Here is a 16,345-nt window from a genome sequence, read left to right on the forward strand (position 1 = left end):
GTGGATCTTGTGCTGGACAAGGGCAGATCATCGATTTTTTGAGGGCAGAGATTGACGATGGAAGCGGAAAATTCAATTCAGAAACCTCAGCAGTCGGCTGTGTTCCGGAACCGAGTTATTAACAAGGGGCAACTGCGCGACTTGATCGCGTGGGCATTTACTCACTACGGCACAGCCAGAACTGCGCAGATGGCTGATGACCTAAAGGACTTGGGTTTCCGGTTTGCGACAAAGGCAGGCGTTTCTATTAGTGTGGATGATCTTCAAGTTCCACCGAGTAAGCGGAGTTTGTTGGAAGCTGCTGAAGAAGAAATTCGGGTGACGGAAACTCGTTATACCCGGGGTGAGATTACTGAAGTAGAGCGTTTCCAAAAGGTGATTGATACCTGGAACGGAACGAGCGAAGAGTTGAAAGATGAGGTGGTTCGCCACTTTAAATCTAGCGATCCTCTGAACTCTGTTTACATGATGGCTTTCTCGGGAGCACGGGGAAATATCTCTCAGGTGCGGCAGTTGGTAGGTATGCGGGGTCTAATGGCTGATCCTCAGGGAGAAATCATTGACTTACCGATTAAGACCAATTTCCGTGAGGGTCTGACCGTTACTGAGTACATTATTTCTTCGTATGGTGCCCGTAAAGGGTTGGTAGATACGGCTCTACGTACGGCAGACTCTGGCTATTTAACCCGTCGATTGGTAGATGTTTCTCAGGATGTCATTATCCGTGAGATTGATTGTGGTACTCAGCGAGGTGTTCCTGTCCGGAGTATGACGGATGGTGAGCGCGTTCTCATCCCTTTAAAAGATCGTTTATTGGGGCGTGTTGCTGCGGTTGATGTGGTTCATCCGGAGACGGGAGAGATCATTGTTGCGCGCAATGAAGCGATTTCAGGGGATACAGCTAAATTAGTCGGTAAAACAAAAATTGAGGAGATCGTTGTGCGATCGCCTCTAACCTGTGAAGCAACACGCTCTGTGTGTCAGTTGTGTTACGGGTGGAGTTTGGCTCATGCGTATTTAGTTGATTTGGGAGAGGCTGTCGGAATTATTGCCGCGCAGTCTATTGGTGAGCCTGGAACCCAGCTAACCATGAGAACCTTCCACACGGGAGGAACGTTTACAGGGGAATTGGTGCCGCAAGTGCGTGCGCCGTTCGATGGGGTTGTTCACCTTAAACCTAAACAGTTCCGTTCTCGCCCCTACCGCACCCGTCACGGTGAAGATGCGCTGATTGTCGAAACAAATATTGATCTGAGCGTGGAAGCGGGCGGCAAACAGGAGAGATTTTCTGTACCCCCTGGTTCTATTTTGTTTGCCCATGAGGGTGAACACGCAAAACTGGGTCAGATGCTGGCTGAAATGCCGGCGACGGGTAGAGTTCGCAAAGTCACAGAAAAAGCGGCAAAAGACGTCGCGTCCGACCTAGCAGGAGAAGTTAAGTTTGCTGACCTGGTTCCTGAAGAGAAGAAGGATCGACAAGGCAACACGACTCGGATTGCCCAACGGGGTGGCTTGATCTGGATTTTGTCGGGTGAGGTTTACAACCTACCTCCGGGTGCTGAACCGATCGTTAAAAATGGCGATCGCGTTCATGCCGATAGTATTCTCGCTGAAACCAAGTTAGTCACCGAGCACGGTGGCATGGTGCGTCTTCCTCAAAGTGGTGAAACGAAGGGAGCGCGCGAAGTTGAAATCATTACGGCGTCTGTTTTGCTAAATCAGGCACAAGTTTTGGTTGAGAGTCGTCAGGGTCGAGAGCATTATTTAATCGAGACTCAAAATAACCAGCGCTTTTCCTTAATTGCTACCCCAGGAACTAAAGTTGCCAACAACCAGGTTGTGGCAGAACTGATTGATGATCGCTATCGCACGCAAACGGGTGGAATCATCAAATATTCCGGGGTAGATGTTGCGAAACGCGGCAAAGCTAAGGAAGGCTACGAGGTGGTTCAGGGTGGAACCCTACTCTGGATTCCTGAAGAATCTCATGAAGTTAACAAAGATATTTCTCTGCTGCTCGTAGAGGATGGTCAGTATGTCGAAGCCGGAACAGAAGTAGTCAAAGACATCTTCTGTCAGAGCAATGGTGTGGTTGAAGTCACGCAAAAGAACGATATTCTTCGGGAAATCGTGATTAAACCGGGCGATCTACATATGGTAGATAACCCCGATGCCGTTATGGGTAAAGATGGCACTATTGCAAATCCGGGGCAAGAGATCATGCCAGGATTAGTGGTTTCAGACTTGCGCTATGTTGAATACGTAGAAACGCCAGAAGGACCTGCGCTTTTACTGCGCCCTGTGACCGAATTCCAAGTGCCTGATGTGCCTCCTGTACCAAGCCAATCCTCTAGCAAGGAAGATTCTGGTCGCTCTATTCAGTTGCGAGCTGTCCAACGGATCCGGCACAAAGATGGGGAAAGAGTCAAGTCTGTCGAAGGTCTTGAGCTGTTACGGACTCAACTTGTCCTCGAAATTGATGATGATGCGCCTCAGTTGGCAGCCGATATTGAACTGATTGCCGATGAGACCAACCCGGATGTTTTACGTCTTCAACTGGTTATCCTAGAGTCTCTGGTGATTCGAAGAGATGTAGCCGCTGACCAAACTCAGGGGAGTACTTGCACACGCTTGCTCGTGCAAGACGGCGATCAAATTGTTCCAGGATCTGTCGTCGCTAGAACGGAGATTTTGTGTAAGGAAGCAGGTGAAGTTCGCGGGATTCGTGAAGGAGCTGAAGCGATTCGTCGGATTTTGGTGGTTCGTGATGCCGATCGCACGATTGTCAATACGAATGGTGAAACTCCGGTGGTCAAAGTTGGCGATCTGTTGGTTGCCGGATCTCCGATTACCCCAAATGTTGTAGCTGAGGACTCAGGACAGGTCGTCCGCATAGAAGATTCTCAGGTTGTGCTGCGAATTGCTCGTCCCTACCGAGTGTCTGCGGGTGCCGTGTTACATATTGATGATGGAGATCTGGTACAACGGGGTGACAACCTGGTACTACTCGTCTTTGAACGTGCTAAAACAGGAGACATCATTCAGGGTCTACCTAGAATTGAGGAGCTGTTAGAAGCACGGAAACCCAAAGAAGCATGTGTGTTAGCGGCCAGACCTGGTGTCGCTCAGGTTGTCTACAGTGATGACGAGTCGGTCGAAGTCAAGATTATCGAAGAAGATGGCGTTGTGACGGACTATCCGATTGGTCCCGGACAAAACGTGATGGTTTTGGATGGACAGGAAGTCGAAACTGCCGAATCTTTAACTGATGGTCCTGCTAACCCTCATGAAATCCTGGAAGTCTTCTACAAATTCCATCGAGAGAGCTTAGGTGAGCATGAAGCTGCCTTGATTAGTTTGCAACGAGTCCAAAGCTTCCTTGTGAACGAAGTCCAGTCGGTTTATCAGTCTCAAGGGATTGAGATTTCTGACAAGCACATCGAAGTGATCGTGCGTCAGATGACCTCTAAGGTGAGAGTTGATGACGGGGGTGATACCACGATGTTGCCCGGTGAGTTGGTAGAACTACATCAGATTCAGCAGGTTAACGAGGCGATGTCAATTACAGGGGGTGCGCCTGCACAATATACTCCTGTACTCTTGGGAATCACTAAAGCGTCTCTGAATACGGATAGTTTCATCTCAGCGGCAAGCTTCCAGGAAACGACTCGGGTTCTGACGGAAGCGGCGATCGAAGGTAAATCCGATTGGCTGCGAGGGTTGAAGGAAAACGTTATTATTGGTCGTCTCATTCCGGCAGGAACGGGTTTCAATGCCTATGAAGAGTCGATCATTAATGATGTCGATCTGAGCTACGAAGCGGGTGTCTACGATGATGATGTGGACTTGAAGGATGTTGTTTTAGATGATCGAACCGCTCGAACCTATGAGCTAGAAGGGGGGTTAGATGTTTTCTCTCCTGAAGCCCGACGAGATTGGAGCCGCGATAATCTAGGGTTTAATCGTCCTACCTATGGGCTTGAACCCACGACTCCTGAACCATTCTCTGCCATTATTGAGGACGACGATGACCTCGTCGAAGACTTCAGTGACGACGATGACGATGATGACGACGATGACGATTAAGTAGCGGTGTAGGGCTGATCCGGAGATGTGATGGTTCGCGCCCTGCGGGCGCGAACCATCCTCTAAGAGAAGATGGCTCAATCTGCTTTAATCTGGTTTCACTATTTTGGTGTCGGGCGTGAGAGCTTTGCTTTCACGCCCGAAAATTTTGAGCCAAGTATAGAGCAGTGCTACGCGCTCGGAAGCCTAGTGCAGAGAATCAGTAGGGAGCATAATTAAACATAAACCCCTGAACTATAGCGATCCTATTTGATTTGTGAATCTGATCAGTTGTGAAAGCGCCCGCCCTTCGGGCGGGCGCTTTCACAACTGATTTAGGATTGCTATATGTAACCATCTGTATTACAGGAGGTGCAGGGCGTGAAATCAGTTTGTTAGTTTGTGCAGAATTTAGTATCCACAGTGGGTTGAAATTGTCTGAAAAATCTTCCGCCCCTCGCAATCGCACCCTGCGATTAACCCCTGAAGAGCGATCGCACTATGCGTCTCGTTTACTACGGCTCAGTGCCCCTGCTAGCTGTGGTGATATTGCCGATCGCACGATTTGTCAAAATCTATTTGAAGTCCTTGATTATTTGCCGGACGCATTTATCGATTTACTGTTTATCGATCCGCCCTACAACTTAACCAAACGGTTTAATCAACAATGGGTCAAGCGGCGATCGCTTTCGGACTATACCGATTGGGTGGAAAGCTGGCTATCTGGCTTGGTGCGGTTACTTAAACCAACGGCTTCAATTTACATCTGTGGCGACTGGCAATCATCGTTAGCGATTTATGAGGTAGCCTCTCGCTATTTTCACGTTCGTAACCGCATTACCTGGGAACGGGAAAAAGGACGAGGTGCCAAGGCAAATTGGAAAAATTGTTCCGAAGATATTTGGTTTTGTACCGTTTCTCAAGATTATTATTTCGATGCCAACGCAGTACAGCTCAAACGCCGTGTTATGGCTCCCTACACGGCTAACGGACAGCCTAAGGACTGGAACCGCTCAGCCGACGGAAATTTTCGTCTGACCGCTGCTTCCAACCTGTGGACTGATTTAACCATTCCGTTTTGGTCAATGCCCGAAAATACGGATCATCCGACCCAAAAGCCAGAAAAACTACTGGCAAAAATTATTTTGGCAAGCTCTATGCCCGGAGCAGTGGTGTTTGACCCATTTTTAGGGTCTGGAACGACCTCCGTCGTTGCCAAAAAACTCGATCGCCAGTTCGTCGGCATCGAGTTAGATGAAGACTATGCATGTCTTGCAGAAAAACGTTTGGAACGAGTAGACCACGATCGCCAGATTCAAGGCTATTGCGATCGCGTCTTTTGGGAGCGGAATACGTTTCCCTGGCAAAAACCGACTAAAACCTAAAAAGCAGCCTCAAACTAAGAATGAAGATACATTCTCAGCCCAAAGCTGCCGCCAGTTTATGATTAAACCGTTATGAGCTTTTGCCACCTTCGCGGCTAGCAGTTTGAATATACAAAATCAACAAGAAAACAGTAGGAACCAGCACAAATAAAATGCTGGCAACAAATCCTAGATCATTAACTTCCATGAGACCCAGCCTCAAAAAACTTGGACAGACCTGTTAATAAGGATATCACTACGGCGACTCTCTCTAAATGCTCATCATCTCCTTATCTTGTCTTTACCGTTCCTTTCAGCTCTAACGGGTACTCTAGAGATAAGGGTAGCAAATGCTACACTTACCCAGATAAAACAGAAGGCAGGCAGCATTGGGGGCTTTTTGCTGTCTGCCTCTGTCTGGGGGCTTTCCCAGTTGTCTGGGGGCTATTATTGACATCAATAAAGGACTGCAAGATTTCGGTAAATTTTGCATGAAGTTTATCGCGCATCAGCATATTTTCTAAAAAATCGCAGATGGAATAACCCCGGAGGTTGATTTTTGGAAGCGCGGCGACGCCGCGCTTCCAAAAATCAACCTCCGGGGTTTGTTTAATGGGAACTTACAGGCGGGATGCGTCCTTTTGCCCACGTTCATCCTGTCGATATAGTGCGGTGCAGGTTGATTTAGTCCGGTGTTGTGGGGCGCGGAGCGCCCCACAACACCGTTTCTGAACTTAACGAACTTGAACTTGCACACCGTCATATGACTATCGTCCAGTAAATGCGTCAGTCATCGGGTTTTACCTGACAGACTAACCGGAGCAACCCCCCTTGGGGGTGAATTAAGTGCCATGCGAACATCACAAAATTCACGACCTACTCTATACTCATGGGATATATGTAAAAATTCCTGATGCGCTCGACGCTAATAGGGTAAGGGGTATCTACTCGGTATGTTGCGCTCCCGCTGAGAGCATTTTTTAGCAACCTTAAATACCATAAGAGAAGATGTTTGAGCTATCCACAGCTTCCTCGGAGGTAGGATCTTCGTCGCCTATGAGCGATCGCGAAAAAACTAAAGCCGAGCTTTTAGATGAAGTTACTTTACTACGTCAGCGAGTCGCCGAGTTAGAGCAATCTCTTGGCGATCGCGATTTGTCTGACGTAGCTCTGCGCAATAATGGTGCCGATCTTCAACGCATTATTGAAGAACGTACTATTGCTTTAAAGGAAGCCAATGATCAACTGCTTGCAGAGGTCTCAGAACGCCATCAAGCAGAAAAAGCATTGCGGGTTGCTAAAGATCAATTACAAGCCGTTTTGGATGCAGTTCCTGGAAACGTCTCGTGGATTAGTTCAGATCTGCGCTATCTAGGGGTTAATCGCCATCTCGCTGAAACCTTTGGCTTACCCCCCGAATCATTCTGTGGAGAAGATATTGGTTTCCTCCACAGTAGCCTGGAGTTTAAGGACTTTGTCAGACGCTTTTTTGCCAGTCCTGCTCAAGATGCTTCTAATGAAGTAGAAACATTGGTTAATGGCATCACGCGTCATTTTTTAGTAGCTGTACAGAAATATGACCAGGGGCGAGCAGCCTTTGCGATTGGTATCGATGTTAGCGATCGCCATCAAGCTCTGGAAGCGCATCGACAGGCCGAAGCAAAATATCGCAGTATTTTTGAAAATGCTGTTGAAGGTATTTTTCAAACAACCCCGGATGGCTATTACCTCAGTGCCAATCCAGCTTTAGCCCGGATTTACGGTTACGAATCGCCAGACGAGTTAGTGGCAAATCTGACGAGCATTCAGCAACAACTCTACGTCAACCCCAACCGTCGCAGCGAATTTGTCCAACAGTTGCAAGACGAAGGAGAAGTGCGGGGCTTTGAATCTCAAATCTATCGGAAAGATGGCAGCTTAATTTGGATTTCCGAAAATGCTCGTACCGTTCGCGATGCCCACGACAACGTGCTGTACTACGAAGGCACGGTCGAAGATATTACTGAACGAAAACAAGCCGAAGAAGCATTACAACGCATCAATGAGCAGCTTGAAACTCGCGTAGAAGAACGAACTGCTGCTCTCAAAGAACTAAATAGACGGCTGGTAATTGAAATAGCCGAGCGTCAACGAGCAGAGTCAGCCTTACGGACCTCTGAAGCAGAGTTGCGCGCCCTCTTTGCTGCCATGACGGATGTCATCACCGTTTTCGATGCCCAGGGACGCTACCTCAAAATGGTGGCAACCAACTCTGAAATTCTTTATAAACCCCATGTAGAACGGGTCGGCAAAACGGTTTACGAAGTTTTGCCTCTAAAACAAGCCAATCTATTTCTCAACCATATTCAGCAAGCCCTGAAAGTTGGCAAAACAGTTAGTCTGGAATATAGCCTCCCTGTGAGCCAACCCACGTCTCAGGAATCGGCTAACTTGCTTGTTGACGAAGACGATCTCCCGAGTCGCTGGTTTTCTGCAAATATCTCTCCCCTGCCTGACAATTCTGTAATTTGGGTGGCTAGAGATATTACCCATCGCAAAGAAGCCGAAGAAGCATTGCGTCGTGCCGAAGAAAAATATCGCAGCATTTTTGAAAATGCGGCTGAAGGAATTTTTCAAACGACTCCCAATGGTCGCCATATCAGTGCAAATCCGGCTCTTGTGAGAATGTATGGCTATTCGTCGGCAGAAGACTTGACCACCCATCTAACGAATATAGAACAGCAGTTGTATGTAGACCCCAAGCGACGCTCTGAATTTATTGCCGCATTAGAGCGCAAAGACGCTGTCACAAATTTTGAGTCTCAAGTGTATAAAAAAGATGGCAGCATCATTTGGACGTCTGAAAATGCCCGTGCAGTGCGAGATGACCGGGGAAATTTGCTGTATTACGAAGGAACCGTAGAAGATATTACAAAGCGTAAATTAGCAGAAGAAGCCCTCAGGCAATCTGAAGCCAAAGAGCGGGAACGATCTCAAGAACTGGCTCAGACGTTAGAAGAACTCCAGCAGACCCAGGCTCACCTGGTTCAAAGCGAAAAAATGTCGAGCTTAGGACAATTGGTTGCAGGTGTCGCCCATGAAATCAACAACCCAGTTAATTTTATTTATGGCAATCTTGCTTATGCCAATCGCTATACTCAAGATCTGCTCCAGGCACTGAAGGTTTATCAGCAAGCCCTTCCTACTCTAGAACCTAGCTTCCACGATAAAATTGGCGGCATTGATCTGGACTTCATTACAACAGATCTGCCCAAGCTAATGGCATCTATGCGAGTTGGGGCAGAACGGATACGAGGCATTGTTCGCTCGTTGCAAAATTTTTCGCGACTTGACGAAGCGGAATTAAAATTGGTCGATGTTCATGAAGGCATCGATAGTACGCTAATGATTTTGCAACATCGCCTCAAAGCGGAAGGCAAGCGTCCTATGGTGGAAATTATCAAACACTATAGTGAATTGCCTCTAGTCAAATGCTATGCAGGGCAACTCAACCAGGTGTTTATGAACATTTTGAGTAATGCGATTGATGCATTAGAGACAAAGTGTTTAGAGCAGAGTCAGCAGCTAAAGAATAGTCCCGCGACCCATCAGGCTCCGTTTACGCCTCAAATTACTATCCAAACCGAAGCGATCGCACCCAGCCGAGTTTTAGTCTCAATCGCCGATAATGGTCCTGGAATGCCTGAGCATATTCGCCAACGTGTATTCGATCCTTTTTTCACCACAAAAGAAGTCGGCAAAGGAACCGGACTGGGCATGTCCATCAGTCATCAAATTGTTGTAGAACGCCACAATGGTCGCATTCAATGCCTTTCTGACCCAGAACAGGGCACTAAATTCTTAATAGAACTCCCTGTTCAAAAGCAAGGCATTTAAGTAATTTTTCTATGTATTCTGAAACTTTAAATATGAAGTTCAATGCTTTCAAGGATGTGGGAATAGCCGATTAAACAGCATCATGAAATTGTCACAACCTCAACACAGCAACAACAAAGCCGGTTGGTAGTCTTTAACTATGACAAAGGCTCATTCAGGTTATGTTGGCGGGAGTACCCAATCATGTCTTCAGGACAAATCACCGATAATCTTCTTACCAGCTGCTCTACCGCTTTTCATAATTACCTGCGGCGTACCGGGCTAGCGTTTGGGGTATCTGCCTCAGCCACTACCCCTACGATGCAACAGGTTCAACCGTCGTCTCAACAAAGAGTACGGAAGCCCAAAGTGCACGACTATTCTCATTATGAAGAAGGGATCGATTTCGCCTTTGAAGTGGCGAACGAGACATCTCGGTGTGATCAATATTACATGACGAGCGATCGCCGTAAAGCTGTTCAGAAGGGCGACTACGTTACTCTGCGGAAAGGCTCGCAGCCCAGATACTATAAGGTCGAACAAGTAGACTTCTACCAAGATGCTTCAGATATGTGGATTGCTCTGCTTTCAGCGGCTCCACAACTCGCCTAAATTCCTGATTTCAATTTATCCAGCCTTCATAACCATCAAAATCTGATTAAACCTCCTGCTCAACCAGGGGGATTTTCCAGATTCAGTATTCTTGCGGAGAAGAGTGGTTTAAGGAGTCATGCTCCTTTCCCCTTACCCCTACTTCTCCACTATGGCACTTCAAGAATTGTTGTTGATTCTTTCCCAGGGAGCCAGTACCTGGAACGCATGGTGGCATACTCATCTCCAGACTTCTAACACGCCTATCGATCTACGCCAAGCGGTTCTGCGTGAAACCTGTCTCAGTGGCGTAATTTTAACTAAAGCGAATATGACCGAGGTCAACTTTCAGAAAGCAGACCTCAGTCAAGCCGATCTCAGCCGCTCAGATCTTTCTTATGCAGATCTGAGTCAGGCGAATTTGCAAGGGACTAGTTTTCATTGGGCATTTTTACACACTGCTAATTTCTATGCTGCCGATCTTCAAGGTGCAGATCTGCGACAAGCGGTGTTAATGGAAGCAAATCTGAAGCAGGCAAAGTTAAGCAAAGCCAACCTATCCAGGGCAATCTTTGGAGGTGCAGACCTGAGGTGGGCTGATTTGCGTGGAGCCGATCTAACGGGCGCAAACTTGTGTCAGGCAGATCTACAAGGAGCAGACTTATCGCACGCCAACCTTCAAGATGCTAATCTGGCGGGTGCCAAGCTGAATCTGGCAGATCTGGTGGGTGCAAATTTACGGGGTGCCAATCTTCAAGGTGCCAACTTATTTGGGGTAGACCTCAGCCGAGCCAACTTACATCATGCTAATTTGTCTGAGGCAAACCTGATGGAGGCATTTTTGAGTGAGGTAAATTTGCATGAGGCAGATCTGAGAAATGCAGATTTAGAGTGTGCTTATATCCGCGATACCAATTTAAGCAGTGCGCGGTTAGATGGTGCAGCGTTGCAAAGTGCCTCTTTGCTTCCCTACGTTTGTCCGGCTGCGTAATATTACAGCACTGTGCAGATTGATTCAGTCCGGTGCTGTGGGACGCTCCGCGCCTCACAACACCGTTTCTGGACTTAATGAACTTGCACACCGCTATATGTAATTCAATATGGAACTGGCGTTTTCCTAATAGGAAAACGCCAGTTCCATACATGTTTTTTGTTGAGCGTTTCACTTTGTCGAGGGTTTAACACGCTGTTGAGTGGTTCACCAAGTGCGCAGCACCATAGAATCGGTTTAGGCTCTTTTCAGGCTCTTGATTAAACAGATTCAATTCGTATTAAACAGGTTTGACCCGCATTAAGACTTGCCCATATTCAACAGGTTGACCGTTTTCTAGCAAAATTTCAACAATTTCACCAGACACCTCAGCCTCTAACTCATTCATTAGCTTCATCGCTTCGATAATGCAAACGGTTTGTCCTGAACGAATGCGATCGCCAACCTCTACAAAAGGCGACTCATCCGGAGCAGGTGCCCGATAAAACGTGCCGACCATGGGTGACGTGATATCCATCAACCGCTCGTTGGCGAGTGGTGCTGGGACTGGAGACGGGCTGGGAGTCTCACTGATGCTGGGTGTTCCGGTAGCCAATGGTGGAGATGCCGCTGGCACAGAGGGTGCGACGCTGGTTAAACTCACGCCTGCATCTAAAACAACAGGACTCGCGATCGCCCCTGTTCCTTTTCGCAGCGTTAGTTCAAAAGTATCATTTTTGAGAATCAACTCCGTTACATCAGTCTGATTGAGGACATTCAATAATTCACGGAGTTCATTAAAATCAAATTCCACAATTCTTATAGTCCAATTTAAACTTAAGTTTATGCTCAGTTGTCAGCTCCAGGCTGACGACTGCTCGCTACTCTCTCCCTAAATAGGAGTCATTGCGTGTATCGACTTTGATCCGCTCACCAATTGAGATAAATAGGGGCACCATCACCTGAGCACCTGTTTCTACAATGGCGGGTTTGGTTCCACCTGTGGCAGTGTCACCTTTGACACCGGGATCTGTCTGAATCACTTCTAAAACAACAGAATTGGGTAACTCTACTTCCAATACCTGCTCACCCCACCGCACGACGCTGACTTCCATCCCTTCTTTGATGTATTTCACGCCATCGCCAATTTGGGCGGCGGTCAGACGACCTTCCTCATACGTTGCCATATCCATAAATACGAACTCTTCACCTTCTCGATAGGTGTGTTGCATCACACTTTTTTCGAGAATGGCTTGAGGAACTGTTTCACCAGCCCGAAAAGTTCGTTCTACAACGTTACCGGACTGAACGCTTTTTAGCTTTGTTCGCACAAACGCAGATCCCTTCCCTGGTTTAACGTGAAGGAACTCTACAACTCGCCATACGGAACCATCTAAAACAATGCTGACACCAGGGCGAAAGTCATTACTGGAAATCATGGATCTTGCTTCTTGAGGAGTACAATCGGCATCTTATTGTACCGCTCAATGGACGAGTGCGGGATAGCTTCCAGACGTTCTATGACGATACCTATCCAACACCCACCTGGCACCGACTGTTTAAAGGCAACCCACTTGAGTAATATCTTCCTTAACACTGGCGAGGGAATCAAAATTTTAGGCTATGGTGTTAGCTGTCTAGCCAAACCCTTGCCGTCTAGATCAGGATCGTGGATTTAATCAAGCTTAAGGGACTAGCAATACCATAAAATCCCAGTTTTGCTGTGGCGCGGCGGAGCTGCGCCACAGCAAAACTGGGATTTTACTAAACATTTCCCGGCGTGGGTGACTACACGGCTGTAGTGAACAGCTCCACTGTTTATATTTTTCAGGAGATTAAAATGTTTTCCACGAGTTGGCGAAGATTGCTCGCTCCTCTATTCCTGAGTTGTTTTCTATTATTGTCCGCTTGCACTACGACAGCTCCTTCGCCTTACGAGCAAGTTCAAGAAGATACGACGGGTAGAAATGCCCCTGCGGCTGTCTCTAGCGATGCTCAGCCAGGGGGCGCGTTCAATAAATTCTTCCCGTCATCGCAAGATGGACTGGACGTGGTTCCCAGTCAAGAAAAAACAGGCTTTGCCGAATATAAGCTAAATCGGGGTAATACGACGGTTGCCATGTTGTCGATTAGCGATACCAGCAGCCTGCCAGATGCCGCACAAAAATTTGCCAGCAGCACCCGCCAGGTCGGGGGCTACCCAGCCGTTGATGTGGGTAGTACGCAAACTGCCATTTTGGTGGCAGGGCGGTATCAGGTAAAAGTGCAATCGCGAGATCAATCGTTTCAGGTGGGCGATCGCGAAACGTGGCTCACCAAATTTGACTTATCTGGGCTATCTCAGTTGAAGTAGCCCCAACCTACCTGCATCAATCCTGTTTTTGATCCTAGTGTTGCAAGCACGAAATTTTACAACATGGGGATTTGGGGGCTGCGCCCCCAAGAGGGGGTTTTACCCCCTCCACCCCCTCCAAAACTTTTAAGTTGGTGTACTAGTGTTGCAAACACTAAATCTTACAACATGGGGGTTTGGGGGCTGCGCCCCCAAGAGGGGGTTTTACCCCCTCCAAAACTTTTAAGTTGGTGTACTAGTGTTGCAAACACTAAATTTTACAACATGGGGGTTTGGGGGCTGCGCCCCCAAGAGGGGGTTTTACCCCCTCCACCCCCTCTAAAACTTTTAAGTTGGTGTACTAGATTGATCAAAGGAGACTATTTTGAGTAAGCCGATTTATGAATTAGTCGATAGTTTGCCCACTGGCGGCGTTACAGTCATGTCTCTGCGGGCTCTCGACTTTGTGATTCCTGGTCAGTGGCAAAATTTGGTGGGGTTTGACAACACCATTCGTGCCGTGACGGGTGAAAGTGACCCTGAGTTGGTCAAGCAAATTGGCAATCGTGCAGTTGCCTTGTTTAACGACAAATCCCAAGGCTATCAACGAGCGCTCTGGCTCTACCAAACCGTTGATTCTGCTTCCGGTGCGCTGGGGATGGCAGCTCTGGCAAATAAAATTGGTCAGGATGTTTCGTTTTTGGGCGTTTTGAGTAATCTCACCCCCAAACCAGAAAAAGCCCAAACGATTGATCTGTGCGTCAAGTTAGTCGTGGAATTGGTTGCGTTTTGCCAAATCAACGGTATTCCTGGAGATAGCATTGGCGATTTTCTGCGGGCATTGGCAGACTATGGGGGTGAGTCATTGACGCGGATGGCAGCGCTGGTTTGTTTTGACGGTTTAATTCCTCTGGGCCCTGGATTTGCCGAAAAAGCCCTGACGTCCTTTAAAGCCATGAGTCCGTCTGAGTTAGACCACAATCAGACCTTCAAAGGGGTTAAAGAATTGATCCCCGGCGGTAATACCAATGCTCAAAAGGGATTTATCACAGAAAGCTTTGAATCGACTAAAGGCTGGATGGATAAATTTGTTGCTTCCAACAACCTGACACCCGACAAAGTTGTCGATAATTTGGTCAAGTTTGTGGATGTTTCCAAGGATAAATTGGAATATCTCGGTGCGTTTCTCGATATCTACGCCAAATACTACGAGCATACGGGTGTTCAGACTCTAGCGCGACGGTTGATTGAACGAGCATCGGCTGAAATTTAGTCGTCTCCAATTTTGTAACAGTTGGCATTAACCCCCAGGCAATGTTTAAAGTGGAATCAAGATCTTTACAGATACTTGGATTCAAATTGGATCTTTAAACTAGCCTGGGTTTTGCTTGCATAGCCCAGCCAACATGTTATTGCGACGAGAAGAAATTGGGCTATGCAGTGTCCTGTTGTCCGTTCTCAGCGGTTATCCCGCAAGCTGATTCCTGTTGTTATAGGGATGAGTTTTTTGCTCACTAATCTGAGCATTCGCCAAGTTAGTCTGGCTACCCCTGCACTTGAAACGGGGACTGCCGTGCCGGAGCTATCTCCTATCGCTACAAATAGTGAGACGTCTATGGTTTGGGTTGGCGCGGCAGCCTTGCCACAACCGTTAGTGACCGGGGTGCTACGGGATCTGGCGGAGAGATTGAATATGCCTATGGATGGGTTAAGAGTTGCTCAAGCCAGTCGGACAACCTGGACTGATAGTTGCCTGGATGTGGCAACTCCGGATGAAGTCTGTACACCGGAATCGATTGATGGATGGCAACTTGAGGTATTGGGCGATCGCCAGAGTTGGTTTTATCACACCAATCAAGTAGGCGATCAGATTCGCCTCTTTGCCCGAACCACTAATTTACCCCCATCGGTAGGCGATCGCTTACGTTTAGTTGCGGCTCAAGAGTTGCAAATTCCCATGACCCAGTTAAGTGTACTGGAAGCAGAACCCTGGATTTGGAAAGACTGTTTACGCCACAATTTAGCAGACAATGACACCTGTCTGGATGCTGGCATCTCAGGTTGGCGAGCTATTCTGACCAGTGGACAGCAGCAATGGATCTACCATGCTAACCAGGATGGCTCTGAAGTCTGGCTCAATGCAGTCGCCAGTCAGACAAGTGATGCTATCGAACCTGCTTTTATTTCAGCTCAAGCCTCGATTGAAGAAGGTGAGTCTGTTCTATTTCGAGAAATTGGCAGCAGTGGCGTTGCCGGACAAGCCTATCAAACCATTCTGCTGACCGATGGACGGTTGATGCAGTTGCTCTTGAAACCTGATGGTACGTCGGCTCCGGTCTCGATCGAACGGGTATCTCCCCGTAAATTGGAGAAATTCGTCACGTTGCTGCAACACCAAGAGTTTAGCGATTTCAATGGGTTAGACTACCGCCCTACCCAAGCTGCCACGGATGAGATTATTGTCATGTTGATCGCACCGGATGGGACGACCCAATATGCCGACAGCGTGCAAACAGAGTTACCCATCCAGCTGCGGCGGGTAATTCGTGCCTGGAAACGACTGTCTCGCGGTTAGGAATGGTCTGATGGTGAGGGAGCCGCACCATTTTTTGAAACGCTTACCAAGTGAGCGTTTCAAAAAAAATACCCCCACATTTGAAACACAACCCTATAGATTAGAGGTAGAGGATATGAATTGATACAGTTATTCGGCATGTTCTCGTCTATTTTCAGATTAATTATTGGTTAGCCAGGAAAGCATTCATTGTGAAGCAAGGTTTGTTCCCTCGATTTTTGAAAAGAGCCTACCGCAACGAACCGATTTCTAGTTTTATTTTGACGGTTGGGGCGGTTGATGCGGTCATGGGTGGGGTCGGCGATCGCTGGGCATTGCTAACGCTAGGACTGGGAACAGTGGGAGTGGCGATCGCCCTACGCTGGTGGAAGCTGCAACAGCGACCGATCGAAATGCCACCCCAGAAACCGATTCATTATTTACCCAGCCAGTCGTCTCGACCGTTGCCTCCGTTGCAACTGCCTGCGCGGAAACAGCCTCCTAGATAACGTTTGGAGACTGGTGTGGATGCAACAACTTGCCGGTTGAATTCAGGCTAATTTTAGTGGCAATTTTTTCATCATCTTGTATATTGAGCTGATGATTGCTTTTGA

The 16,345-nt window shown here is 47.7% G+C and carries 12 protein-coding genes; 9 read left to right on the plus strand and 3 right to left on the minus strand.

The window, feature by feature from the left end; genetic code table 11:
- Window positions 1–57 precede the first annotated feature (57 nt).
- On the plus strand, window positions 58–4,086 hold the full coding sequence (locus ACR6Z4_RS04050; RefSeq protein ID WP_479715933.1) for a DNA-directed RNA polymerase subunit beta': 4,029 nt from the start codon (window positions 58–60) through the stop codon (window positions 4,084–4,086).
- Window positions 4,087–4,481: 395 nt separating this feature from the next.
- Complete coding sequence (locus ACR6Z4_RS04055) at window positions 4,482–5,450, plus strand: DNA methyltransferase (RefSeq protein WP_479715962.1); 969 nt, start codon at window positions 4,482–4,484, stop codon at window positions 5,448–5,450.
- A gap of 70 nt (window positions 5,451–5,520) precedes the next feature.
- Here ACR6Z4_RS04055 and psbM read toward each other — a convergent pair whose 3' ends face one another.
- On the minus strand, window positions 5,521–5,637 hold the full coding sequence (gene psbM / locus ACR6Z4_RS04060) for a photosystem II reaction center protein PsbM (protein ID WP_479715934.1): 117 nt from the start codon (window positions 5,635–5,637) through the stop codon (window positions 5,521–5,523).
- 848 nt (window positions 5,638–6,485) lie between these two features.
- Between psbM and ACR6Z4_RS04065 the strand changes: the two genes are divergently transcribed.
- The 3 genes from ACR6Z4_RS04065 (at window position 6,486) to ACR6Z4_RS04075 (ending at window position 10,866) form a co-directional block, all read left to right on the plus strand.
- Window positions 6,486–9,305: a PAS domain S-box protein gene (locus tag ACR6Z4_RS04065; RefSeq protein ID WP_479715935.1), complete on the plus strand. Its 2,820-nt coding sequence runs from the start codon at window positions 6,486–6,488 to the stop codon at window positions 9,303–9,305.
- A 183-nt stretch (window positions 9,306–9,488) separates the two neighbouring features.
- Window positions 9,489–9,896 carry a hypothetical protein gene (locus tag ACR6Z4_RS04070; RefSeq protein ID WP_479715936.1) on the plus strand — a complete coding sequence of 136 codons (408 nt, stop codon included), beginning with the start codon at window positions 9,489–9,491 and terminating at the stop codon, window positions 9,894–9,896.
- Between the two features lie 151 nt (window positions 9,897–10,047).
- A complete protein-coding gene (locus ACR6Z4_RS04075) occupies window positions 10,048–10,866 on the plus strand; it encodes a pentapeptide repeat-containing protein (protein WP_479715937.1) in 819 nt (272 codons plus the stop codon).
- A gap of 280 nt (window positions 10,867–11,146) precedes the next feature.
- Here ACR6Z4_RS04075 and accB read toward each other — a convergent pair whose 3' ends face one another.
- A complete protein-coding gene (gene accB, locus ACR6Z4_RS04080; protein ID WP_479715938.1) occupies window positions 11,147–11,659 on the minus strand; it encodes an acetyl-CoA carboxylase biotin carboxyl carrier protein in 513 nt (170 codons plus the stop codon).
- 67 nt (window positions 11,660–11,726) lie between these two features.
- Window positions 11,727–12,284, minus strand: coding sequence for an elongation factor P (gene efp, locus ACR6Z4_RS04085; RefSeq protein WP_479715939.1), 558 nt, complete (start codon window positions 12,282–12,284; stop codon window positions 11,727–11,729).
- Window positions 12,285–12,685: 401 nt separating this feature from the next.
- Between efp and ACR6Z4_RS04090 the strand changes: the two genes are divergently transcribed.
- The 4 genes from ACR6Z4_RS04090 to ACR6Z4_RS04105 all read left to right on the plus strand — a co-directional run bounded on the left by ACR6Z4_RS04090 (window position 12,686) and on the right by ACR6Z4_RS04105 (window position 16,240).
- Complete coding sequence (locus tag ACR6Z4_RS04090; protein WP_479715940.1) at window positions 12,686–13,198, plus strand: hypothetical protein; 513 nt, start codon at window positions 12,686–12,688, stop codon at window positions 13,196–13,198.
- A gap of 364 nt (window positions 13,199–13,562) precedes the next feature.
- Window positions 13,563–14,450, plus strand: coding sequence for a hypothetical protein (locus ACR6Z4_RS04095; RefSeq protein ID WP_479715941.1), 888 nt, complete (start codon window positions 13,563–13,565; stop codon window positions 14,448–14,450).
- A gap of 162 nt (window positions 14,451–14,612) precedes the next feature.
- A complete protein-coding gene (locus ACR6Z4_RS04100; RefSeq protein ID WP_479715942.1) occupies window positions 14,613–15,752 on the plus strand; it encodes a hypothetical protein in 1,140 nt (379 codons plus the stop codon).
- A gap of 191 nt (window positions 15,753–15,943) precedes the next feature.
- The gene (locus ACR6Z4_RS04105) at window positions 15,944–16,240 is read left to right on the plus strand and encodes a hypothetical protein (protein WP_479715943.1); all 297 of its coding nucleotides are present in this window, start codon (window positions 15,944–15,946) and stop codon (window positions 16,238–16,240) included.
- Window positions 16,241–16,345 lie beyond the last annotated feature (105 nt).

Source organism: Calyptranema fuscum S582 (genome assembly GCF_055793305.1).

Excerpts from the sequence above, each read along its gene's own strand:
- ACR6Z4_RS04075 (WP_479715937.1), top strand. The coding sequence starts at position 10,048 with ATGGCACTTCAAGAATTGTTGTTGATTCTTTCCCAGGGAGCCAGTACC.
- ACR6Z4_RS04100 (WP_479715942.1), top strand. The coding sequence starts at position 14,613 with ATGCAGTGTCCTGTTGTCCGTTCTCAGCGGTTATCCCGCAAGCTGATT.
- efp (WP_479715939.1), bottom strand. The coding sequence starts at position 12,284 with ATGATTTCCAGTAATGACTTTCGCCCTGGTGTCAGCATTGTTTTAGAT.
- ACR6Z4_RS04070 (WP_479715936.1), top strand. The coding sequence starts at position 9,489 with ATGTCTTCAGGACAAATCACCGATAATCTTCTTACCAGCTGCTCTACC.
- psbM (WP_479715934.1), bottom strand. The coding sequence starts at position 5,637 with ATGGAAGTTAATGATCTAGGATTTGTTGCCAGCATTTTATTTGTGCTG.
- ACR6Z4_RS04050 (WP_479715933.1), top strand. The coding sequence starts at position 58 with ATGGAAGCGGAAAATTCAATTCAGAAACCTCAGCAGTCGGCTGTGTTC.
- ACR6Z4_RS04090 (WP_479715940.1), top strand. The coding sequence starts at position 12,686 with ATGTTTTCCACGAGTTGGCGAAGATTGCTCGCTCCTCTATTCCTGAGT.
- ACR6Z4_RS04065 (WP_479715935.1), top strand. The coding sequence starts at position 6,486 with ATGAGCGATCGCGAAAAAACTAAAGCCGAGCTTTTAGATGAAGTTACT.